We start from the raw sequence: 21,534 nt of genomic DNA, 5'->3' as shown, positions 1-21,534 counted from the left end.
AGGACCACCGCCACAAGCACGATGAGCGCGGCCGCGAGGCCGAGGGCGATCCGCCCGACGATACGCATGTAGAGAGCCCTTCCCCTTATCTTCCCGATCCTCGACGCTCGCCCGTTGAACCGCAAGGCGCAGCCGCCATTTCGACAAGGTGCCGCGCCGCGCCCTCCGCCTTCCGCCCGCTTCTCCCGAAGCCCTGGCTCTCGCCGGCCTGTGGTCGCTGCTGGCCGACTTCGCCTTGGTGGCCCTGCTGCTGGGCGTGGCCGTTGCCCGCTGGGCGCCGCCGGAGGATCTGCCCTGGACGCCGCTCAGCCTCAACCAGCCCGTCGGGTTGGCGACCGGCATGAAGTTCGCCGCGGCGGCCCGTGATCCGCAGCAGTGCCGTGCGGTCCTTGCCGAGGGCGGCGTGCGCTTCGTCGAGGAGCCCGAGCGGGTCAGCGGCTCCTGCGCGACCCGCAACACCGTCCGTCTGGAGGCCGCGGCGCTGTCCCCCGCCGCTCCGGTGATGACCTGCCCCCAGGCCCTGGCCTACGCCTTCTGGACGCGCCATTCGGTTCAGCCCGCCGCCCGCGCCGAGCTGGGGGAGCCGATCGCGCGGGTTGAGCACTACGGGACCTACGCCTGCCGCAATCTCTACGGCCGCGCCACCGGGGCCCGCAGCCAGCACGCCTACGCCAACGCTCTGGACGTCGCCGCCTTCCGCACGGCCTCCGGCCGGCGCATGAGCGTGCTTGGCGACTTCCGGGACGACGGGGCCGAGGGGCGGTTCCTGCGCCGGGTCCGCGACGGCGCGTGCCCCTGGTTCGCCGCGGTCCTCAGCCCCGACTATAACGCCGCCCATCGCGACCACCTGCACCTGGACATGGGACGGTTCAGGGCCTGCCGCTGACCCGGCCTGCCTTGACCTCCCGGCAACGCCTGACGCAAATGGCCCAAACTCAAACAACCGTTTGGAAGGACGCCCCGATGAGCCAAGTTCTCGAAGCCCCCGCCGTCAGCGCCAAGGGTCTGTTCGACCTGACGGGTAAGGTGGCCGTGATCACCGGCTCGTCGCGCGGCATCGGCCGGGCCATCGCCGAGCGCATGGCCCAGCAGGGCGCCAAGGTGGTGATCAGCTCGCGCAAGGCCGGCCCCTGCGAGGAGGTCGCCGCCCTGATCAACGAACGCAGCCCCGGCCACGCCATCGCCGTGCCGGCCAACATCTCGTCGAAGGACGATCTTCAGCGGCTGATGGACGAGACCCGCAAGGCGTTCGGCAAGATCGACATCCTGGTCTGCAACGCCGCCTCGAACCCCTACTACGGCAGCCAGCTCGAGATCAGCGACGAGGCCTTCACCAAGATCCTGGCCAACAACATCATCGCCAACAACTGGATGATCCGGATGGTGGCCCCGGAGATGAAGGAACGTAAGGACGGCGCGATCATCGTGATCTCGTCCATCGGCGGCTTGCGCGGCACCGAGGTGATCGGCGCCTACGCGATCTCCAAGGCGGCCGACATGCAGCTGGCGCGCAACCTGGCCAAGGAGCTGGGCCCCTACAACGTGCGCATCAACTGCGTGGCGCCCGGCCTGGTGAAGACCGACTTCGCCAAGGCGCTGTGGGACACGCCGGCGGGCGAGGAGCGGGCCAGCTCCGGCACGCCGCTGCGCCGCCTGGGCGAGCCCGACGACCTGGCCGGCGCGGCCGTCTACCTGGCCTCGCGCGCCGGCGCCTGGACCACCGGCCAGACCATCGTGGTCGACGGCGGGAGCACGTGCTGATCGGCAGTTGCTCCCCCGCCGGGGGAGCTGTCAGCGAAGCTGGCCGAGGGGGCTTCCGCTCAAACGGATCGATCTGAGCGGGAAGCCCCCTCCACCACTTCGTGGTCCCCCTCCCCCAACAGGGGAGGAATGGGCGACCGGCTAGATCTTCACCACCAGTTCCAGCCCGTTGTCGAAGGGCAGGGTCATGGTCTTGAGGCCGTTCCTGGGGTCCTCGACGAATGCGAAGAAGTGGCGGTAGGCCTCGCGGAACTGGTCGGTGTTGTCGGCGACGATGACGGCGCCCGGTCGCAGGTGCGGTGCGACGAGCTCCAGGGCGGGACGCGCCATCTCGGTCCAGATGTCCATCAGCACGAAATCGACGGGGCCCTCGATCACCTTCAGGGTCTCGCGCAGGTCGCCCTCGCGCAGGTCGATGAGGCCCGAGACGCCGGCGGCCGCGAAGTTCGCGCGGGCCTGGGCGGCCTTGGCCGGTTCGTACTCGGTGCCGATCACAACGCCGCCGCCGTTCGCGCGCACCGCGTCGGCCAGGTAGAGGGTCGAGACGCCGAAACTGGTGCCCACCTCCACCACCCGCGTGGCGCGCAGCGCGCGGCACAGCATGTGGCAGAACTCGGCCTTGATCGGCTCCAGGGCGACCATCTTGTCGGCCATGAACCGGTTGGCGTCGTCGTCCAGCCCATCCCAGGTCAGGTCGCCCTTCTTCGCCCGCCCGACGAAGTAGCCGATGGTCTCGGCCTCCTGGGCTCTGCTGGCCGCCTGCAATGTCTCGATGCGCGCCTTCAGCGCGCCGTCGGCGATGACGCTCATGTCCAGGCCTCGCGCTCGTACTGCATGGCGCCGGCGACGTTGCCCTCGGTGTCGCGGAAGTAGATGAGCTCCCCAACGCCTTCGATGCGGAACGGCGGCATGAGGATCACGCCCCCCGCGGCTTCGACGGCCTTCACGGTCGCCTGAATGTCGTCGACGCCGAAGGTGATCTCCGTGCCCGGCATCCGCTGGCCGCCCACGTCGCGGCGGCCTTGCAGCGCGCCCAGGTGGCCTTCGCCGGTCGAGCGGGTCTGGTAGAAGCCGGGCGGCCCCCAGGGCGTGAAGGTCCAGCCGAAGACGTCCTCGTAGAACCGCTTGGCGCGGGGCACGTCGTCGGCGTTGATCGCGAAATGGCGGAGGGTTCCAGGCATGGCGAAGTCTCCTTCGCCGGCAAGCTAGGCCTGGGTCCCGCGGCGCGCTTGCGCTAGTCTGACGAATTATGTCGCTGATGCGCCAGAATGCCCGCGATGTGGACGGCTTTCCGGTCCGGGGCCTCGCCGTCACCTATCGCGACCGCGCCCGCCTCGACCGCCACACCCACCCCTGGGCCCAGCTGGTCTATGCGGCCAGCGGGACCATGCGAGTCTCGACCCCCGACGCGGCCTGGCTCGCGCCGCCCACGCGGGCCATCTGGGTGCCGGGCGGCGTGCCGCACGAGATCGAGATGCGCGGGACCGTGGCCATGCGAACCCTCTACCTGGCCCCGGGGGGCGCGGATCCGCGGCTGTCGGACTGTCGCGCCATCGAGGTCGCGCCGCTGCTGCGCGAACTGATCCTGCATGTGGTGAAGCTGGGGATGCTTGATACCGACGCGCCGGCGCATGCGCGGCTGGAGGCGCTGCTGCTCGATCTGCTGGCCGACGCCGCAACCGTGCCGTTCGAGCTGCCGCTGCCTGCCGATCCGCGGGCCCGCGCCTTCGCCGACCGTTTGCTCGCCGATCCGGGGGCGGAGGCGTCGCTGGCCGATCTTGCCCGGGGCTCAGGCGCCAGCCTGCGGACCCTGCAGCGGCTGTTCCTGACGCAGACCGCCCTGTCGCTGGAGGCCTGGCGGGGGCGGGCGCGCATGCAGCAGGCGGTGGTCTCGCTGTCCAACGGCGCGCCGGTCACGGAGGCGGCGCTGGACGCCGGCTACCAGAGCCCGTCCGCCTTCATCGCGGCGTTCAAGAGGGCCTTCGGCGTCACGCCGGCGCGATGGCGCGGGTCGCTCTGAGCGACAGATCCCGCGCCCGGGCCAGCCGCGCCACGCCCTCGTCCAGGGTGGCGTCGCCCTTGGAGAAGCACAGGCGCACGATCGTGGCCACCGGGTCGGCCTCGTAGAAGGCCGAGACCGGGATCGCCGCCACGCCGGCCTCCTTCACCGCGCGCAGGCAGAAGTCGCGGTCGCCTTCGCTGACTCCGGAGGCCGGCAGGTCGATGCTGAGGAAGTAGGTCCCCTGGCTGGGCAGCACCGCGAACCCCTCGCGCGCCAGGCCGCCCGCGAGCCGGTCGCGGGACCGTTCCAGGCCCCGGGGCATGTCGCGGAACCAGTCGGCCGCGCTGTCCAACCCCCAGGCGACGGCGGACTGCAGGTTCGGGGGGGTGGTGAAGGTCAGGAACTGGTGCGCGCGGGCCAGGCTGTGGGTCAGGGCCGGGGCGGCGCAGAGGAAACCCACCTTCCAGCCGGTGAGGCCGAACATCTTGCCGGCCGAGCCGATCTTCACCGTCCGCTCGCGCATGCCGGGATAGGCGATCAGCGGCCGGTGCCGGGCCTCGCCGAACACCACCTGCTCCCAGACCTCGTCGCAGACGGCGAAGGCGTCGTGCGCCACGCAGAACTCCGCCAGCAGGGCCAGGTCCTCGTCGGGCAGGACGACGCCCGTGGGGTTGATCGGGTTGTTCAGCACCACCAGCCGGGTGCGCGGTCCGAACGCCGCTTCCAGCATCGGCCGGGTGAACCGCCAGTGCGGCGGCTCCAGCCGCACGAGCTTCGGTACACCCCCCGCCCGGCGGATGAGCGGGAGGTAGGCGTCGTAGAACGGCTGGAAGACCACCACCTCGTCGCCCGGCTCGATGAGGGCCAGGAAGCTGGCGGCCAGCGCCTCGGTGGCCCCCGAGGTGACGGTGACCTCCGACGCCCAGTCCAGGTCCAGCCCTTGCGAACGGGCGTAGTGCCCGGCCACCGCCTGGCGCAGCTCGGGCAGGCCGGCCATCGGCGGGTACTGGTTGTAGCCGTCCAGCACGGCCTCGGCCGCCTTGGCGCGCACCGCCTCGGGGCCCGGGTCGTCGGGGAAGCCCTGGCCCAGGTTCACCGCCCCTAGGGCGCGGGCGAGGCCCGACATCTCCTCGAAGATCGTGGTGGGCAGGTTCGAGAAAATCGCGTTGGCCATCGGCGGGATTTTGGCTGCAGAATTCCGCCCTGACCACCCGGAGGACCCCCATGGAGATCGTCGAGTTCGAACCCCATCACGCGGAGGCCTTCCACCGCCTGAACGAGGCCTGGATCTCGAAGCACTTCGTGCTGGAGGCCAAGGACCTGGAGGCCCTGACCGATCCGAAGGGCAAGATCATCGACAAGGGCGGCCGCATCTTCATGGCCCTCAAGGACGGCCGGCCCGTTGGCTGCGTGGCCCTGCTGAAGATGGACGACGGCGGCTACGAGGTGGCGAAGATGACCGTGTCGGAGGACCTGCGTGACTCGGGCCTGGGTCGCCTGCTGATGCAGCGCTGCATCGACGCCGGCGCTGAAATGGGCGCGAAGCGGCTCTACCTGGAGACCAACTCCAGCCTCGGCCCGGCGCTGGGCCTCTACCGCGCGATGGGCTTCAAGGACCTCGCGCCCGTGGAGACTCCATACGCCCGCGCGGACGTGTTCATGGAGCGACCCTACTGACCGGCTGCGCAAGTCTGTAGTTGCGAACGACTCGCAATAGCAATAGCGTGATGCGGACTTCCCCGGAGTCCCTCCATGCACGACCTCAAGCCCCACGACGACCTCCTGCACGGCGAGCGCCTGCTGATCCGCACGGTCCGGCTGCTGGCGCTGGCGACGCCCTGTCATAGCCTGCGGGCGCATTTCGAAGCGGCCTGTGGCTGCTCCGGCCAGGCGGCCTATCGGATGCTGGAGGCGTTCGTGCAGCAGCTGGGCGCCCGGGGCCGGCGGCGGGTGACGCTGTCGATCCCGGCCGATCCGCGGCTGACCGACGACGAGGTGCTGATCCTCGACGCCTTCGGCTGCGCCCAGGCCGAGGACTACCGATCCCTGGACGAGCGCCTGACCGGCCTCGTGGGCGCCGCGCCGCCGTTCCCCCTGGGTGCCGCCGCGTGCGTCGTGGCCGAGACGCTGGCGATGAACGGCCTGATGCTGCGCGCCCGGCCGGCCCCCAATTCCCTCATCCCGCGGGCGTGGCGGGACGATCCGCCGTTCCTGATGGCGGCCGAGTAGCTATTTCCGGTCGCGGGCCAGCCGCAGGATCGCGCCGTTGCGGTCGTCGGCGACCCAGATCGCGCCGTCCGCGGCCACAGACAGCCCCACCGGCGCGCCGCTTGGCCGCCGCCCCTTGACGGCCCGCCAGCCCGGCGTCAGGTCGATGGGAGCGGCCGCCGTCGGCCGTCCGGCCTCATCCAGCGCATAGGCCAGGATGCGTGAGCCCGTGGGCCGGTAGCCGTGCAGGCTGACCAGCAGCCGGCCGGTCAGCTCCGGAAACATGGCGCCCCGGTACTCGACCAGGTCCAGCGGCGCGCCATGGGCGGGCATCAGGCGAGCCGGCCTGCGGAAGGGGGCGCAGGAGACCTTCCGGGCCTTCCACGCCGGCGCCGGCTGGCCCGCGCCCATGCAGTAGGGCCAGCCGTAGTGGGCGCCCGCCTCGATCACGTTCAGTTCCTCGGGCGGCCAGGCGGGATCGGAGACGTCGATGCTGTTCTCAGCCTGCAGAACCGCCCCGGCCCGTGTGCGGACGAGGGCCAGGGAGTTGCGGAGGCCGCGGGCGAAGACGGTGGGCTCCGTCGCCCACTTGCCGGGGCCGTCCGGGGCGAAGCGCCAGAGGGCGGCGTGCCGCTCGGCCTCGGCGCAGCGGGCCTCGCCCGGTCGGGGCGGGCACTGGTCCGACGGGGCGCCGACGTTGACCAGCAGGGCCCCGTCGGCGTCGTAGATGAAGGCCGAGAGCGGGTGCCGGTTCTCGTGCAGCCGGTTGTCGGGCAGGCCCGTGACCACCGGCGTCAGCGTCGCCTGCGGGTCGGCCGCGTCGGCGTCGAACCGGCTGATCCGGCTCATCTCGCTGAGGTAGATCTTCCCGTCGGGCCCAACGGCCAGGGTGTGGGGCAGGTCCAGCTTCGAGAGGATGCGCCGCAAGGCCGGCTGGCCCGAGGGCTTCGGGGTCAGGCGCCAGACCGAGCCGCGCCCGGGGTCCCAGGTTCCGAGATCTACCACCAGCCAGTCGCCGCCCGCGAGCGGCAGCAGCGTGCGTGGCAGATGGATGGTGCGCCTGGAGGGCGGCAGGCCGGCCGGCGGCGGGGCTAGGACTAGGCCCGCGCACATCCCCTTCATCGTCTCGATCGGCGCGCGGGGATAGCCGTCGCAGGTCCGGCCGTCGCGGGCGTAGCCCTGGGCCTGCGCCGCCGCGTCGGCGGCTAGCGCCAGGACCAGGCCGGCGAGCAGCCCGCGCACGAAGCTCAGCTTTGGGAGGCCAGGACGACGCCCAACAGCACCGCGCACCAATGGGCGGCCGCGGCGGCCACCACATGGCCGTGCCAGATGGCGCGCGAGAACTTCAGGCGCTTGTTGACGTAGAAGATGACCCCGGTCGAATAGAGCACGCCGCCGGTGACCAGCAGGGCCATGGCGTACCAGGCCAGGGTGTCGATCATCGGCTTCAGGGCCACGACCACCAGCCAGCCCAGCACCAGATAGACCACCACCCAGAACTTCCGGTCGATGCCGACCAGGAACAGCTTCCCCAGCGCGCCGAGCGCCGCGATGCTCCACACCGCCGCCGTCATCCAGACGCCCCAGGCGCCGGGCAGGTTGAGGGTGAAGGGGGTGTAGGACCCGGCGATCATCAGGAAGATGCCGGCATGGTCCAGGCGTCGCAGCATCGGGCGGTACTGGGGCTTGGCGAAGTTGTAGGCGGTGGAAAACGCCAGCATCGCGACGACGCCCGCCGCATAGATCGAGACGCCTACGACCTGGCTGATCGAACCCTTCATCACCGCCAGGGTGAGCAGGACGATCCCGCCCACCAGCGCCAGGGTCAGGCCCATGACATGGACCACCAGGTCCGCGCATTTGGCGGCCGGCGTGGGATAGTGGCGGGGCGGGTAGGGGCGTTCGGGGGAGGTCATGGCGAAACTCCTAGACCTCTTCCGTGTCACGCAGGTGGCGGCGTTGTCTACTCGTCCTTGACGCGCTTCTTGCGGAACGACGGGTTCAGGACCTTTTTACGCAGGCGGATCGACTTGGGCGTCACTTCCACCAGTTCGTCCTCCTCGATGTAGGCGATGGCCTGTTCGAGGGTCAGTTTCCGGGGCGGGGTCAGGCGCACCGCCTCGTCCTTGCCCGAGGCGCGGACGTTGGTGAGCTGCTTGGCCTTCATCGGATTGACGTCGAGGTCGTCCGAACGGCTGTTCTCGCCGATGATCATGCCCTGATAAGTCTTCTCGCCGGCGCCCACGAACATGGTGCCGCGCTCTTCCAGGTTCCACAGCGCATAGGCTGCGGTCTCGCCGTCGGAGTTGGACACCAGCACGCCCTTGCGGCCGGCGTCGATAGCGCCCTTGTAGGGCTCGTAGTGGCTGAACACGCGGTTCAGCACGCCCGAGCCGCGGGTGTCGGTCAGGAACTCGCCCTGATAGCCGATCAGGGAGCGCGACGGGCTCATCAGGCTGATGCGGGTCTTGCCCGCGCCGGACGGTCCCATGTCCTTCAGCTCGGCCTTACGGGCCGACAGCTTTTCGATGACGATGCCGGTGAACTCGTCGTCCACGTCGATCATCACGTCCTCGATCGGCTCCAGCCGCTCGCCCGTCTCGGGGTCGGTCTGGAACACCACGCGGGGGCGGCTGATCGAGACCTCGAAGCCCTCGCGGCGCATCCCTTCGATCAGCACGCCCAGCTGCAGTTCGCCGCGGCCGGCCACTTCGAAGGCGTCCTTCTCGGACGTCTCGGTGACGCGGATGGCCACGTTGGATTCGGCTTCCTTCAGCAGGCGCGCGGCGATGACGCGGCTTTGCACCTTGTCGCCTTCGCGCCCGGCCAGCGGGCTGTCGTTGACCGAGACGGTCATCGAGATGGTCGGCGGGTCGATCGGCTGGGCCGGCAGGGCCTCCGTGACGTCCATGGCGCAGAGGGTGTCGGCCACGGTAGCCTTCGACAGGCCGGCGATGGCGACGATGTCGCCGGCCTCGGCGCCGCCATCGATCGGCTGGCGCTTCAGGCCGCGGAAGGCCAGCACCTTGGTGATGCGGCCGCGCTCGATTTCCTTGCCGTCGCGGCTGAGGGCGTGGATGGCCATGCCGGGCACGGCCTTGCCGCTCTCGATACGGCCGGTCAGCAGGCGGCCCAGGAACGGGTCGCTTTCGATTAGCACCGACAGCATCTGGAAGGGCTCGTCCTTCCGCTGCTCGGCCTTCGGCGGCGGGACGTGGTCGACGATCAGGTCGAAGAGGGGGCCCAGGTTGTCGTTGGGCTTGGCCATGTCCAGCGTGGCCCAGCCGTTCTTGCCCGAGGCGTAGATGTGCGGGAAGTCGAGCTGCTCGTCCGTGGCGCCCATGGCGGCAAAGAGGTCGAAGGCTTCGTTCAGCACCCGGTCCGGGTCGGCGTGCGGGCGGTCCACCTTGTTGAGGCAGAGGATGGGGCGCAGGCCCATCTTCAGCGCCTTGCCTAGCACGAACTTGGTCTGGGGCATGACGCCTTCCTCGGCGTCGACGAGGAGGACGCAGCCGTCCACCATGCCCAGGATCCGCTCCACCTCGCCGCCGAAGTCGGCGTGGCCGGGGGTGTCGATGATGTTGATCCGGGTCTCGCCGGCCGCCCCGTTCCACAGCACCGAGGTGCACTTGGCCAGGATGGTGATGCCGCGCTCGCGCTCCTGGTCGTTGGAGTCCATCGCCCGCTCGACCGTCGCCTCGTTGGCTCGGAAGACGCCGGACTGGGCGAGCAGCTGGTCCACCAGCGTGGTCTTGCCGTGGTCGACGTGGGCGATGATGGCGATGTTTCGGAGCGACATAGGGAGGGCAGTCTCTTTCAGGAGGCGCGCGCTTGTAGGGGAAGCCGCGGCAGACCGCCAGCCTGTTGTGCGCCGCACCTAACGCCTTAGGTTGATTACGTAACGTGATATCCTGTTTCCGCTGAGAAAACAGCTGCGGCACAGGCGCGCGACACAAAAGATTCTCAGAGGCGCTTGCATTTTTGTGCGCCGCACACTAGCTTCAGCGTCATAGGGCGTCTCTGACGCTCTCGCCCTTCCTGGGCGTTTCCTCCCTGATTTGAACTGCCGCGCGCGATGGCGCGGCTTTTTTTTGGCCCGTCTGCGGGCTCAGTCCTCGATGGTCGGGGCCAGGAAGCGGCCGGCGATCAGGGCCGCCTCGGTGCGGTTCCGGGTGCCGGTGAGCCGCAGGATCGCGTGGATGTGGAGCTTCACGGTACCCAGGGTGATGCCCAGCGAACTCGCGATCTGCTGGTTGCTCATTCCGACCGCGATGCACTTGAGCACGTCCAGCTGGCGAGGCGAGAGCCCGAGCTGGCGGTTGGCCGGCGCCGAGCGTCGCGGCCGGGCGGAGGTCTCATACGGAAAGTGGGCGCCACCTTCCACCACCGCCCGGATCACGCTGCGGAACTTGTCGAGCTCATAGTTCTTCGAGGCATAGCCGCGGGTCCCGGCCATCTGCGCCAGGGCTGCGAAACTCGGGTTGGGCCGGTCGTCGATGGCGATCGCAGGCGCTTGGCTCAGGGCGATGAGCCGTCGCAGGCCCTCGAAGTCGAAGTCGATCGAGAACAGGTCGACGAGGAGCAGGCCGGCGCGGCCATGACGCGCGAAGCGGTGAGCCTCCAGCATCGAGCTGGCGAAGCCGACCTCGCCCGAGCCCAGGACGTCGGCGACCAGGCCGCAGATGGCCAGGCGGCAGATCGGCTTCTCTTCGACGATGAGTGCGGCGAGCGTCGCGCCCTCCCGCGGCGGCGACGTCTCGCCGTCGCAAGGATCCGCGCCCCGACGCGGACGGCCCGCACTCTTGACCGCCGCCAGCACCAGCGCCGCCTCCCCTCAGAATATCCTTACGGCGTACGTGGGTAATGAGCGGGTAGATCAAAATCAATCCAGAATCGGCGAACGCCACTTGAGCAGAGACACGCCGCGACCTGTGGTTAAATCACGGACGAAATTTTCGCCCCCAAGGCGAACGGCGCGAGGCATATCTAAAGTTATAGGCCTATATCCTCTTTCATAGAACTATCGGCTGGGTTGACTGTTATTGGAAAATCGCCGGCTACTGCGGTCATATACTCATCTTGTGTGGGAGCACGATATGGGCTGGCATGAAGAGCGGCAGGCCCGCGCCGCGCGGGGCGCGCCCCGCAAACGGCTCGCCGCCTGTCACCGGTGTCATCCCCAACCTTGCAGGAGGCCGCGCGGTTGAAGGTTCCGAGGCGCACGCCGTCCGGCGGATCGCGGCGGCCGGTCGACCTTTGGCCTCCAGAGGGGACGCCCGCCTCCGGCGACGCGGCGGCCCTGCTGAAGCATCTCGACCGCACGGAGCGCCTATCCAACACCGGGAGCTGGCGAGCGGATGTCCCGCGCGAACGGCTCCTCTGGTCCGCCCAGGTCTATCGGCTGTTCGGCCTGGCCCCTTGCGCCTTCCGACCGACCTTCGACCAGGTGCTGGACCTCATCCATCCCGAGGACCGCGAGCGCGTGCGGGCGCGCGTGCGCAGCGCCCTGGCGGGCGAGGAGGCCTATGACCTCGACTACCGGGTCGCGCTCGCGGACGGCGGCGAGCGGATCATGCGCGAGCGCGGCGAGGTGGAGTTCGGGCCCGACGGCGCCCCGACGCTGATGTTCGGAGCCGTCCAGGACGTGACCGGCGTGCGCGCGGCCGAGGAGGCGGCCCGCCGCAGCGCCAACACCCTGGCCGCCATGCTGACGATCTCGCCGGAAGCCATCGTGGTCACCGACCAGACCGCCCGGATTATCGCCTTCAGCGTCGGCGCGGAGGAAACCTTCGGCTATGCCGCCGGCGAGGTGCTGGGGCAGCCGGTCGAGAAGCTGCTGCCCGCACGGCACAGGTCTGCGCACGAGCAACACGTGGCCGCGTTCTCTGCCGGCGGCGCCAGGAGCCTACGCATGCACGACCGCGCCCCGATCGTCGGGCGGCGGCGGTCGGGCGAGGAGTTCCCGGCCGAAGTGTCGCTCGCGGTGTTGGACACCGCTACGGGAGACGCGTTCACCGCCATCGTGCGCGACCTGTCGGAACGGCGGGACACGGAACTTCGCCTGATCGCGGCGCGCGAACAGGCGGAGAAGGCCAACCTGGCGAAATCGGTGTTCCTGGCCAACATGAGCCACGAAATCCGGACGCCGTTGAACGGGGTGCTGGGCATCGCCGGCGCCCTGGCCCGCACCGACCTGGCGCCAAAGCAGCGGCATATGGTCAACCTGATCGAGGGGTCGGGCCGCGCGCTGGAACGGCTGCTGAGCGACATCCTCGACCTGGCCAAGCTCGATGCCGGGCGCGTTTCCATTCGCGAGGAGCGCTTCGACCTGGCGAACGCCGTGCGCGAGATCGCCGAGCTATTCCAGGCCAGCGCCGCCGAGAAGGGCGTGGAATTGCTCGTGGAGCTGGACGAGGCGTCGCGCGACCGGTTCATCGGCGACGAGCTGCGGATCCGCCAGGTGCTGTCCAATCTGGTCAGCAACGCGGTCAAGTTCACCGCCCGGGGAGAGGTGCGGCTCTCGGTGACCGGCGCGCCCCTGCCGGACGGTCGCGAGCGCGTGCGCTTCGCCGTCCGCGACACGGGCATCGGCTTCCCGCCGGACGCGGCCGAGACGCTGTTCGAGCGCTTCGAACAGGCGGACGGCTCGGTCACGCGTCAGTACGGCGGCACAGGCCTGGGCCTGGCGATCTCGAAATCCCTGGCGACGCTGATGGGCGGGACGATCTCCGCGACCTCGGCGCCCGGGCGGGGCGCGACGTTCAAGGTCGAGCTTCCGCTGCGACGCGTGGTCCAGGACGGGCCGATCCTGGAGGTGGTCCAGTCGTCGGCCATCGACGGCTCCATGCGTCCGCTCAGGCTCCTCCTGGCCGAGGATCACCTGATCAACCGCATGACCGTCGAGCTGATCCTCGAGGAACTGCCGGTGGAGATCGTGGCCGTGGAGAACGGCCGCGAGGCGGTCGAGGTCTTCGCGGGCCAGGCCTTCGATCTTGTCCTGATGGACATGCAGATGCCGGTGATGGACGGCCTTGCCGCCATAAGGGCGATCCGCGAGATCGAACGCGAGTTCGGCCGGACGCGTACGCCGATATGCGTGCTCAGCGCGAACGCCATGGACGAGCACAAGGAAGCCGCCGACGCCGCCGGGGCCGACGCCTTTCTCACCAAGCCGATCAACGCAGGGGGCCTGATCACCTATGTGGCGGGGGTCGCCGCCAAGACGACCTAGGCGCGCTCGCCTGCGAGGCGAAATCGCCCCCCTTCGTCGACCGTCCTGGCCGTTGGTCGGTGCGCGGGGGACGCCGAACGCTCGCCGATCCTAGTCCTCGGGCGACAGCCGCGGTCTTCGCGGCGAGCCTTGGGATAAGCACTATGAACCGACTGAAGACGGGCCTGGGCGCGCTGGCCCTCGCCGCCGCCGTGGCTCTCGCCGGCCAGGCCGGCGCCGCGACGACCGTGTCCTCCACCTTCGACACCGACGCCGACGGCTGGGGTTATGGCTCCTGGCAGAGCGTGGGCGGCAACGTGTTGCCGGTGACCTATGACGCCGCCGGCGACCTCATCACGTCCACGTATGGCTTCGCGGGCTGGGGGTACATCGCCCCTGCCAAGTTTCTGGGCGACAAGTCCGACTTCATCGGCGGGTCGCTAACCTTCGACCTCTCGTCTGCATTCAACGACTATTCCGGCAAGCGTCCGCTGGTGGTGTTCAGCAGCAAGAACGGGTTGAGGATGTTCGGCAACCTGGCCGGGGGGCCGTCGCCTCAGCTTGGCTCGTTCAACGTCAGTCTGTCGACCTCCAGCTTTCAGACCGGCAGCGACGTCAACCAGGGGCCCCGCGTCTCGGACGACGTCTTCCAGTCCATCATGGCCGACCTTCGGCAGATCGAGATCTACGCCGACTGGAGCCCCAACGTGGACACCGTGAAGCTCGACAATGTGATTATGAGCGGCCCTGGCGCGGGCGCCGTGCCGGAACCGGCCACGTGGGCGATGATGATCCTGGGATTCGGCGCCGCCGGGACGATGATGCGCCGCCGCCGGGCGGCCCTGGCCGCCGTCTAGGAGGCCTTCAGCGCGGACCAGTCCGCCGTCGCCAGGGCTCGGGTCAGCTGCTCCACATGGGCCCGCAACGTCTCGAACCCTGAGGTCGGCGCGAGCGTCGCCTCGTCCAGGTACAGCGCCCTGTTGATTTCGATCTGCAGGGCGTGCGCCCGGCGCCCCGGCTGGCCATAGTGCTCGGTGGTATAGCCGCCGGCGTAGGGCATGTTGCGGGTGACCCGATAGCCCATGGCCTCCAGTTCCCGCTCGACCCGCGTGGGCAGGACCCCGGCGCAGGCGGCCCCGAACCGGTCGCCGAGCACGATGTCGCAGGGCCGCTCGCGGCCTGCCGCCCGGGCCGCCGCCGCGGGCATCGAATGCCAGTCCACCAGGATCGCAAAGCCGTGGGCGGCCCTGGCCTCCTCGATCAGGCCGGACAGCGCCGCGTGATAGGGGCGGTGCGCGCCGTCGATCCGGCGCCGCGCCTCGGCGAAGGTCAGCTTGCGGCGATAGATCTCCTGGCCTTCCGAAACCACCCGGGCGATCGCGCCCAGACCCGCGGCCACGCGCGCCGTGCGGGCGCGGGCGAACTCGGGCAGCTGGTCCGAGAACATGCCGGGGTCCAGTTCGAACGGCTCCCGGTTCAGGTCGATGTAGGCGCGGGCGAAGTTGGCGGTGATCACCGCCGCCCCGTGGGCCGGAGCCTGCGCGATCAGGTCGTCGACGAAGGCGTCCTCCGAGCGGCGGATCGACACCGCATCCAGCGCGGCGGCCGACATCATGTCCTCGGGGTACAGACGGCCCGAATGCGGTGAGGCGAACACCAGCGGAGTGGGCGGCTTGCCCTCCGGCCCGGCCCGGCGGACCTCGAACGCATCGCCGATGGCGGGCGGCGCGTCTCCGGGCAGGGGATCCAGGGCGTTCATCATCTCCATTCAACGCTGGAGCGGCCCCCAGCGTCAAACCGCCCCCTTCATTCCCCCTTTACCCTTCGCTAGCTATTGTGAGCGATCAAGCGTTCAGCAGCCATGTCACGCATCCTCCTCGCCGAAGACGACGATTCCCTCCGCGGCTTCCTGGCCCGCGCGCTCGAACGCGCCGGCCACGAGGTGACCTCCTGCGCCGATGGCGAGGAGGCGGTAGCCTACCTCGACGAGCCGTGGGACCTCTTGCTGACGGACATCGTCATGCCGGGCCTCGACGGGATCGAGGTGGCGCGCCAGGCGGCTGCCAAGCATCCCGGGCTGCGGATCATGTTCATTACCGGCTTCGCCGCCGTGGCGCTGGCCGCCGGCGAACAGGCGCCGGCCGGCTCCAAGGTGCTGTCCAAGCCGATCCACCTGCGCGAGATCGTCTCCGAGGTGGAGCGGATGATCGCCGCCTGAAAAAGGGCGCTTCGGCCCCGCTTGCTAAGCCGGGGGCCGATCTGTATATCCCCGCCTTCCCGAAGGTACGGACGTGTAGCTCAGCGGGAGAGCACCTCGTTGACATCGAGGGGGTCACAGGTTCAATCCCTGTCACGTCCACCATCCTTTTCCTTCACCAGTTCAGCGCTCGCGATCATTGTTCGCGCCACGCGATAGCCGGTACAAGTCTCGCCTTATGAGAGAATGTCGGCCAGCCGACGCTCGCCCGCGGGGCGAACGAGCTTTGCCTTAGCAACCTAAGTGGTTAATGCCCGCCCACGGCCATTCCGGCCGCCCGGAACGGGGACGGGGCACTCATCATGTTCAACAAGTCCGCCTTGGCGGCGCTATCGCTCGCCATATCGACACTCTCGGCGCCGGCTCTCGCCGGAGACTGGGACCTGGTCGACTGGAACGGCACGCAGATCTGGGGTGCGGAGTGGACGTCGTCCACCAAGCTGGACTGGGGCCTGGACAGCGTCGGCAGCTGGTACCGCATCTATTTCGAAGGCTACACCGACGACTACATGAGCGGGAACGTGCCGCTCCCGGGCTTGGCCTCGACCGTGCTCTACAAGCTCTCGGACATCAGCTCCGACGGCAAGTCGTGGACCTTCGACTACCTGGTGGAGAATGCGTCCGATCAATGGGTGGACGAATCACGGGTCGCCGCCATCGCCTTCGACGTCGACGGCACGAAGAACGGCGTCGAGAAGAGCTTCAAGGGCGCGGTCATCATCGACGGTGAATATCGCACCGTGGGGCGCGGCGATTTCGATCCCACCAACAGCTATCTGGTCGACGATGACTTCGACGTCTGCCTGACGACCAAGGGGTCCAGCACTTCGAGCAACTGCGACCCGGGAACCAACGCCGGTCCGGAAATCGGCGAATGGGCGGACGGCTCGTTCAAGCTGAACTTCAAGTACGGCATCGACACCCTGAGCCTGTACAACCCGATCGTCGCCTACCAGGGCGTCGAGTTCGACGTGCCAGGCGCCCGGTCGAGCAAGTACGGCTACGGTCACCAGCACGGCCGGGGCTGCGGCCACGACGAATCCGGCGGATACGGCCTGCCGGTGGCGTGGGTCCCGGAACCCGCGACCTGGGCGATGATGCTGCTGGGCTTCGGCGCCACCGGCGCGATGATCCGCTCCCGGCGCCGCCTGGCGGCCTAAACGCCACCGAAGGCGATGTCACACCGGCGGCGGCGGGTTATGCCCGCCGCCGCCCTCGTTTCTGTACGGCATTTGCAGCACCAGCCGATTGCGGCCGGCCCTGGAGCCATAGGCGGCCACCCGGCTCCAGGCGCGCAGCAGTTCCAGGCCCGCGCCGCCCCCCCGCTCCAGGTTCGGGCCCTTGAAGGCTTCCTGGCGCGGATCGAACGGCCGACCGGCGTCGGTCATGGTGATCCGGATCGCGCCGGAGCCCTGGACCAGCCGCAGGCCGATGCGGCTGCCCGGCGGCGGGGCGCCATGCTCCACCACATTGGCGACCCACTCCTCCACGACGATCACCAGGCGCTCGGCGGCATCGCGGCCGAGCTCCGCCTGCTGGCAGAACGCGCGCGTCGCGGCCAGGGCGCGGCCCACGGCGCCCCGATCGGCGGCCGGCCGTGCGCGGACGACGCAGGGGGATTGGGCAAGGACCGGGAGCTGGGCTATGAGAGAACCGTGTTTCAGGGAGGCGCGCATGCGCAGGGCGTGGGTCGCAGGATTGCTGATGGCGTGTGCGCTGTCGACGCCAGGCTTTGCCATGGCCGAGATTGGGCGGATCAAGACCGTGACCGGCAATGCCTCGGTCCTGCGCGGCAAGCAGGTGAAGCCGGCGACCCCGGGCTACCAGCTTCTGGTGAGCGATGTGCTGACCACCGGCGGCAACGGCCGGATCGGCATCACCTTCATAGACAACAGCCGCTTCGCGGTCGGTCCCAACAGCCGGGTGGCGCTGAGCCAGTTCGAGTTCGACGACACGACCCACAAGGGCAAGTCGCTGACGACGGTGGATCGGGGGACGCTGGGCGTCGTCTCCGGCCAGATCGCCAAAGAGAACAAGGACGCCATGAAGGTGCGGACGCCGACGTCCCTGCTGGCCGCCCGGGGCACAACCTTCGTGGTGGAGGTGAAGTGAGGCTCCTGCCTGCGCTGGCCCTGGCCGGCCTCCTCGGCGGCTGCGCCACGTCGGACGTGACCCTGCTCAACGACGCGGGGACCAGCACGTCCGGGTCGGTGGCGGTGTTCGACCCCAAGACCGGCCGGGAGGTCGGCGCGCTGACCTCCGGCGACACCCGCGCCCGCGTGGGCGGCAGGGCGGTGAAGGCCCGGCCGGCGAAGCAGGGCTTCTGGACTAACCTCATGGCCTGGTCGCCCTTCGCGCCCCGGGCCTACGTGATGTATTTCGTCGAGGGCTCGACCGACCTGACGCCCGAGTCCTTGCCCATCCTCGAGGCGCTGCGCCAGGCGGCCCAGCCGGACGACGAGGTGCAGATCACCGGTCACACCGACACCACGGGCGCCGACGAGGTCAACGACAAGCTGTCCTTCGAGCGGGCGGTCGAGATCCGCGCCGCGCTCGTGAAACAGGGCCTGCCGTTCGAGAACGCCAAGGTGGTGGGCCGCGGCGAGCGGGAGCTGCGCGTGCCGACGGACGACAACGTCGCCGAGCCCGCCAACCGCCGCGTGGAAGTCATCCTGCGGTAGGGCGCAGCCGCACGGCCATCACGGTGAGGTCGTCGCTGGGCTCGCCGCCGGCCTCGAAGGCGCGGACCTGCCGGACCAGCTCGTCGACCAGGCCGCCCAGCGTGGGCGCTTTCGACGCCGCGCCGAGGGCCGCCAACACCTGCTCGCGGCGGAAGAGCGATCCATCCGGAGCCTGCGCTTCGCTGAGACCATCGGTGAAGGCGATCAGGGTCTCGCCGGGCGCCAGACGATGCACCTCCTCCGGGTAGGGGAAGTCCTCGGCCACGCAAAGCGGCGGCCCGCCGTCGAGCGTCAGCTCGCGGACGGTCCCGGCGGCGTCGACCACCAGCGGGTTCTCATGACCGGCACAGCAGAGGTCCAGCCGGCCGTCGGCCGGATGCAGGACGCCCACCAGCAGCGAGACGGCCATGGCCTGGCGATTGTCCCGCGAGAGCTCGGCGTTGATCTCGGCCACCGCCGCCGAGAGGCTGGTGTTTGGCCGCATCAGCAGGCTGCGCGACAGGGCCTTGGAGAGCGCCATGAACAGCGAGGCGGGCACGCCCTTGCCTGTGACGTCGCCCACCAGGAAACAGACGCGGCCGTCGTCGAACGGGAACGCGTCGTAGAGGTCGCCGCCGACGGTCTTGGCCGACTGCAGCACCGCGTCGATCTCGACGGCAGGCGAGATGCGGGGGAGGTCCGCCCTGGGCAGCAGCATGCCGGACTGGATCTCGCTGGCGGCCGCGAGTTCGCCCGAGATGCGCGCGGCGGTCAGGCGCTCGTCCTCCAGCGCGCCGCGCAGGCGGGCCTGGACCCGGCGGCCTTCCACGAACAGCAGGGCGACCATAACCGCCGAATTGGCGGCTCCCGGCAGGAGCATGGGGAAGGGGTCCAGCAGCAGGTTGTTCTGGAAGGCCAGCCAGCTTGCTCCCAGGGCCAGGGCGATCTCGACCGCGGCGCCGACGATGACCGGCCCCATGGGCGCCCGCGGGACCCCGAACAGCGACAGCAGCACCAGGGCCAGGCCGATCCCCCATTCGACCGGAGCCGCCCAGCCGGGCCGCCGCAGCGCCGTGCCGCGCAGGATGGAATCCACCGCCTGGGCCTGGACATAGACGCCGTAGATGGCCTTGGCCCGCGGCGTGCTGGTGACGTCAGAGGTGCCGGCGGCGGCCAGGCCGATCAGCACGATCTGGTCCTTGAACTGGTCGGGCCTCTGCCCCTGGCGCAGGACGTCGACCGCCGATGTGGTCTGGGTCGTGCGCCAGTCGCCGAACCGCAGCAGCAGTTGGCCGTCCGGGCCAGCGGGCGCCCGGTGGCGGCCGATCTTCACCGCCTCGAGGCGGCCGGCCCGCGTCTCGAGCTCGATCCTGTCGGCGCCCTCCGCCGCGCGCACCAGTTCGACGGCGAACCCCGGCGTCACATGGCCTGCGGCCCGGGCCAGCAAGGGCACCCGGCGGACCAGCCCGTCGGCGTCGCGCTCACCGTTGACCAGGCCATGGCCCAGCGGGGCGCCGTCCAGCAGGGGGATGTTGGTCACCACGGCCGGATAGGTCAGCAGGTCGGCGGGGACGGCTCCCGAGAACTGGGCCTCGGGGGGCAGGGGCGGGCCGGCGCCCTCGGTTAGATCGAACGATTCGCGCGTGACGCCGGCCCGGGCCAGCACCACCGGGTTGCGCCCGATCACCCGCGCGAACACCGCGTCCATGGACGGCAGGTCACGGATTTCCTGCGCCACCCCGGGCGGCAGCTCGCTGTAGAGGCTGGTGAACTCCGAAGGGGCCAGGCGGTCCGGCTCGGGAAACAGCATGTCGAAGCCGATGACCGCGGCGCCGCGGTCGGCGATCTGCTCGACGAGACGGGCGAGATAAAAGCGCGTCCAAGGCCAGCCGCCCACGTCGCGCAGGCTGTCGGCGTCGATCACCACCACATGGACCCGGCGCGAGACGTCGGGGGCGGGTGCGACGGTCTGGAACGCATCGAACAGCGGCTGGCGCAGCAGGTGGCCGCCGAACAGCACCATCACCGCGACCGCGAGGGCCGCACTCAGCCCGGCGATGCGGACGCGGAGCCTGGCCCCGTCGTCCAGCTCGCTCAGGGCGTCAGACTGCGACCTCGAGACCGTCATAGGCGCAGATCACCTCCAGTTGAGGCCGATCGGCGCGGACCAGCTCCTCGTAGCGGACAGTCTCGGCGTGCATGCGCTGGATGTCCTGGTCGGTATAGGTCGGTTCGTGGTGGAAAAGCGCCAGTCGTTTGGCGCCGGCGGCATGGCACAGGTCCACGGCCACGATGTTGGACGAGTGCCCCCAGTCCTGCTTGAGGCTGACCGTGTCGCCGAGGGAATACATGGTGTCGCAGATCACCAGGTCGGCCTCGGCGAAGAAGCCTTCGAACGCCGCCTCGGCGTCCATGTTCTCCACCTTGTGCTCGCTGTCGGTGGAATAGATGACCGCGCGCCCGCCCTTCTCGAAGCGATAGCCGTAGGAGTCGTGACTGTGGTGCTGGGCCACCAGGGTCACGGTGACGCCGGCGACGTCGAACGGCTGGCCTGGCGGATGGACGACGAACTGAAACTTCGCCCGCAGCCAGTCGAAGGGCACCGGGAAGGAGATCTCCTCCTGCTGGCGGCGCAGCGCGGTTTCCGCGTCGGCATGGCCGGAGTGGATCACGATGGTCGCGGCGGGGTTGAAGGCTGGCCCGAAGAACGGGAAGCCCATGATGTGGTCCCAGTGAAGGTGGGACAGGAAGACGTGATAGACCGGCGGGTGGCCGCCGGCGATCCGCCGGACCGAGTCGATGCCGAACTCGCGCAGGCCCGAGCCCAGGTCACAGACCAGGAAAGCGCCATCGGCCCCCTCGATCTCCACGCAGCTGGTGGCGCCCCCATAGGCGCCATAGGCGGCGAAATCGAGGTTCGCCCGGGCGAAGGCGTCCGCTTCGGCCTCGTCAGCGAACCTGCGGCCGCCGGCGGCCACCAGGGCATGGGCGATCTTGGCCTGGATGGCGTCGGCCCGTTGCGCGACCGGCAGGGAGCCGCGCGTGCCCCAGAAGCGTACCAGCATCGAAAGCTCCCCTGTCGCCGTCACGCGTCCGAATCGACGTCGTCGACGATCGCGAACAGCTTGTCGTAGCGGCTGATGGCGAAGATCTCCCGCATCCGGGCGTTGGGCGCGGCGAGCGTGATCGACGTCTGGGCGCCGGCCTCGCGCCGGGCGATGGTCAGGGCCCGCAGCCCGCGCGAGGACATGTAGTCCAGCTGGCTGAGGTCGAGGATCAGCGGCGCCCCGGCCGCGGAGGCCTCGCGCACGGCCGCCGTCAAATGGGCCGAGAACGCCTCCCAAGTGGTTTCGTCCACGCGGCCCGCCGGCTCTCCCACCAGCCTGCCGCCCGCCGTGCGGACCCGCCACACCAAATCCATGCCAGCCCCCGAGCC

At 69.7% G+C, this 21,534-nt stretch carries 23 protein-coding genes and 1 tRNA gene; 12 read left to right on the top strand and 12 right to left on the bottom strand.

What is annotated here, in order from left to right; genetic code table 11:
- Positions 1-148: 148 nt before the first annotated feature.
- Both A2790_RS18805 and A2790_RS18800 read left to right on the top strand, forming a co-directional pair.
- Entirely contained in the window at positions 149-886 is a 738-nt protein-coding gene (locus tag A2790_RS18805; RefSeq protein ID WP_293394892.1) for an extensin family protein, read from the top strand.
- Between the two features lie 77 nt (positions 887-963).
- Positions 964-1,761 (top strand): SDR family oxidoreductase, encoded by a 798-nt coding sequence (locus A2790_RS18800; RefSeq protein ID WP_293394889.1) that lies wholly within the window; start codon positions 964-966, stop codon positions 1,759-1,761.
- A gap of 141 nt (positions 1,762-1,902) precedes the next feature.
- On the opposite strand, the gene A2790_RS18795 is transcribed toward A2790_RS18800, so the two are convergent.
- On the bottom strand, positions 1,903-2,571 hold the full coding sequence (locus A2790_RS18795) for a class I SAM-dependent methyltransferase (RefSeq protein WP_293394886.1): 669 nt from the start codon (positions 2,569-2,571) through the stop codon (positions 1,903-1,905).
- Complete coding sequence (locus A2790_RS18790; protein ID WP_293394883.1) at positions 2,568-2,942, bottom strand: VOC family protein; 375 nt, start codon at positions 2,940-2,942, stop codon at positions 2,568-2,570. Before A2790_RS18790 ends, A2790_RS18795 begins: the two co-directional genes overlap by 4 nt.
- A 77-nt stretch (positions 2,943-3,019) precedes the next feature.
- Between A2790_RS18790 and A2790_RS18785 the strand changes: the two genes are divergently transcribed.
- Positions 3,020-3,781, top strand: coding sequence for a helix-turn-helix transcriptional regulator (locus A2790_RS18785; RefSeq protein WP_293394880.1), 762 nt, complete (start codon positions 3,020-3,022; stop codon positions 3,779-3,781).
- Here A2790_RS18785 and A2790_RS18780 read toward each other — a convergent pair.
- The gene (locus tag A2790_RS18780; protein ID WP_293394877.1) at positions 3,750-4,937 is read right to left on the bottom strand and encodes an aminotransferase; all 1,188 of its coding nucleotides are present in this window, start codon (positions 4,935-4,937) and stop codon (positions 3,750-3,752) included. The two genes, A2790_RS18785 and A2790_RS18780, sit on opposite strands and share 32 nt — an antisense overlap.
- Before the next feature lie 50 nt (positions 4,938-4,987).
- Between A2790_RS18780 and A2790_RS18775 the strand changes: the two genes are divergently transcribed.
- The gene (locus A2790_RS18775) at positions 4,988-5,440 is read left to right on the top strand and encodes a GNAT family N-acetyltransferase (RefSeq protein WP_293394874.1); all 453 of its coding nucleotides are present in this window, start codon (positions 4,988-4,990) and stop codon (positions 5,438-5,440) included.
- Positions 5,441-5,515: 75 nt separating this feature from the next.
- On the top strand, positions 5,516-5,992 hold the full coding sequence (locus tag A2790_RS18770; protein WP_293394871.1) for a hypothetical protein: 477 nt from the start codon (positions 5,516-5,518) through the stop codon (positions 5,990-5,992).
- Here the strand turns inward: A2790_RS18770 and A2790_RS18765 are convergent, their stop codons facing one another.
- The 4 genes from A2790_RS18765 to A2790_RS18750 all read right to left on the bottom strand — a co-directional run bounded on the left by A2790_RS18765 (position 5,993) and on the right by A2790_RS18750 (position 10,790).
- The gene (locus tag A2790_RS18765) at positions 5,993-7,213 is read right to left on the bottom strand and encodes a PQQ-dependent sugar dehydrogenase (RefSeq protein WP_293394868.1); all 1,221 of its coding nucleotides are present in this window, start codon (positions 7,211-7,213) and stop codon (positions 5,993-5,995) included.
- A 5-nt stretch (positions 7,214-7,218) separates the two neighbouring features.
- Positions 7,219-7,887: a hemolysin III family protein gene (locus tag A2790_RS18760; protein ID WP_293394865.1), complete on the bottom strand. Its 669-nt coding sequence runs from the start codon at positions 7,885-7,887 to the stop codon at positions 7,219-7,221.
- Positions 7,888-7,934: 47 nt separating this feature from the next.
- Positions 7,935-9,770: a translational GTPase TypA gene (gene typA / locus A2790_RS18755; protein ID WP_293394862.1), complete on the bottom strand. Its 1,836-nt coding sequence runs from the start codon at positions 9,768-9,770 to the stop codon at positions 7,935-7,937.
- A gap of 309 nt (positions 9,771-10,079) precedes the next feature.
- A complete protein-coding gene (locus A2790_RS18750; RefSeq protein ID WP_293394859.1) occupies positions 10,080-10,790 on the bottom strand; it encodes a response regulator transcription factor in 711 nt (236 codons plus the stop codon).
- A 384-nt stretch (positions 10,791-11,174) separates the two neighbouring features.
- Between A2790_RS18750 and A2790_RS18745 the strand changes: the two genes are divergently transcribed.
- Together A2790_RS18745 and A2790_RS18740 are read left to right on the top strand one after the other, a co-directional pair.
- Positions 11,175-13,202: an ATP-binding protein gene (locus A2790_RS18745; RefSeq protein WP_293394856.1), complete on the top strand. Its 2,028-nt coding sequence runs from the start codon at positions 11,175-11,177 to the stop codon at positions 13,200-13,202.
- Between the two features lie 143 nt (positions 13,203-13,345).
- Complete coding sequence (locus A2790_RS18740) at positions 13,346-14,038, top strand: PEPxxWA-CTERM sorting domain-containing protein (RefSeq protein ID WP_293394853.1); 693 nt, start codon at positions 13,346-13,348, stop codon at positions 14,036-14,038.
- On the opposite strand, the gene A2790_RS18735 is transcribed toward A2790_RS18740, so the two are convergent.
- Positions 14,035-14,940, bottom strand: a complete 906-nt coding sequence (locus A2790_RS18735; RefSeq protein WP_293395089.1) for an N-formylglutamate amidohydrolase — start codon at positions 14,938-14,940, stop codon at positions 14,035-14,037. The two genes, A2790_RS18740 and A2790_RS18735, sit on opposite strands and share 4 nt — an antisense overlap.
- A 102-nt stretch (positions 14,941-15,042) precedes the next feature.
- Here A2790_RS18735 and cpdR point away from each other — a divergent pair, with 102 nt between their 5' ends.
- The 3 genes from cpdR (at position 15,043) to A2790_RS18720 (ending at position 16,598) form a co-directional block, all read left to right on the top strand.
- Complete coding sequence (gene cpdR / locus A2790_RS18730; RefSeq protein ID WP_293394850.1) at positions 15,043-15,399, top strand: cell cycle two-component system response regulator CpdR; 357 nt, start codon at positions 15,043-15,045, stop codon at positions 15,397-15,399.
- Between the two features lie 69 nt (positions 15,400-15,468).
- Positions 15,469-15,543 (top strand) — tRNA-Val (locus A2790_RS18725).
- 197 nt (positions 15,544-15,740) lie between these two features.
- Positions 15,741-16,598, top strand: a complete 858-nt coding sequence (locus A2790_RS18720) for a cistern family PEP-CTERM protein (protein ID WP_293394847.1) — start codon at positions 15,741-15,743, stop codon at positions 16,596-16,598.
- An 18-nt stretch (positions 16,599-16,616) separates the two neighbouring features.
- Here the strand turns inward: A2790_RS18720 and A2790_RS18715 are convergent, their stop codons facing one another.
- Positions 16,617-17,177 carry an ATP-binding protein gene (locus A2790_RS18715; protein WP_293394844.1) on the bottom strand — a complete coding sequence of 187 codons (561 nt, stop codon included), beginning with the start codon at positions 17,175-17,177 and terminating at the stop codon, positions 16,617-16,619.
- Here A2790_RS18715 and A2790_RS18710 point away from each other — a divergent pair.
- Positions 17,176-17,550 (top strand): FecR domain-containing protein, encoded by a 375-nt coding sequence (locus tag A2790_RS18710; protein WP_293394841.1) that lies wholly within the window; start codon positions 17,176-17,178, stop codon positions 17,548-17,550. The two genes, A2790_RS18715 and A2790_RS18710, sit on opposite strands and share 2 nt — an antisense overlap.
- Entirely contained in the window at positions 17,547-18,119 is a 573-nt protein-coding gene (locus A2790_RS18705) for an OmpA family protein (protein ID WP_293394838.1), read from the top strand. The genes A2790_RS18710 and A2790_RS18705 overlap by 4 nt, the downstream gene beginning before the upstream one ends.
- On the opposite strand, the gene A2790_RS18700 is transcribed toward A2790_RS18705, so the two are convergent.
- Genes A2790_RS18700 through A2790_RS18690 form a run of 3 tightly spaced genes read right to left on the bottom strand, consistent with a single transcriptional unit; the run spans position 18,106 to position 21,519 of the window.
- On the bottom strand, positions 18,106-20,226 hold the full coding sequence (locus A2790_RS18700) for a CHASE2 domain-containing protein (protein ID WP_293394835.1): 2,121 nt from the start codon (positions 20,224-20,226) through the stop codon (positions 18,106-18,108). The genes A2790_RS18705 and A2790_RS18700 overlap by 14 nt on opposite strands.
- Positions 20,201-21,163, bottom strand: a complete 963-nt coding sequence (locus A2790_RS18695) for an MBL fold metallo-hydrolase (protein WP_293394832.1) — start codon at positions 21,161-21,163, stop codon at positions 20,201-20,203. Before A2790_RS18695 ends, A2790_RS18700 begins: the two co-directional genes overlap by 26 nt.
- A 20-nt stretch (positions 21,164-21,183) precedes the next feature.
- On the bottom strand, positions 21,184-21,519 hold the full coding sequence (locus tag A2790_RS18690; protein WP_293394829.1) for an STAS domain-containing protein: 336 nt from the start codon (positions 21,517-21,519) through the stop codon (positions 21,184-21,186).
- Positions 21,520-21,534: the final 15 nt, after the last annotated feature.

Source organism: Phenylobacterium sp. RIFCSPHIGHO2_01_FULL_69_31 (assembly GCF_001824475.1).
In the GTDB taxonomy this organism is placed as follows: domain Bacteria; phylum Pseudomonadota; class Alphaproteobacteria; order Caulobacterales; family Caulobacteraceae; genus Phenylobacterium.
This window is presented reverse-complemented; position numbering and strand designations above follow the sequence as displayed.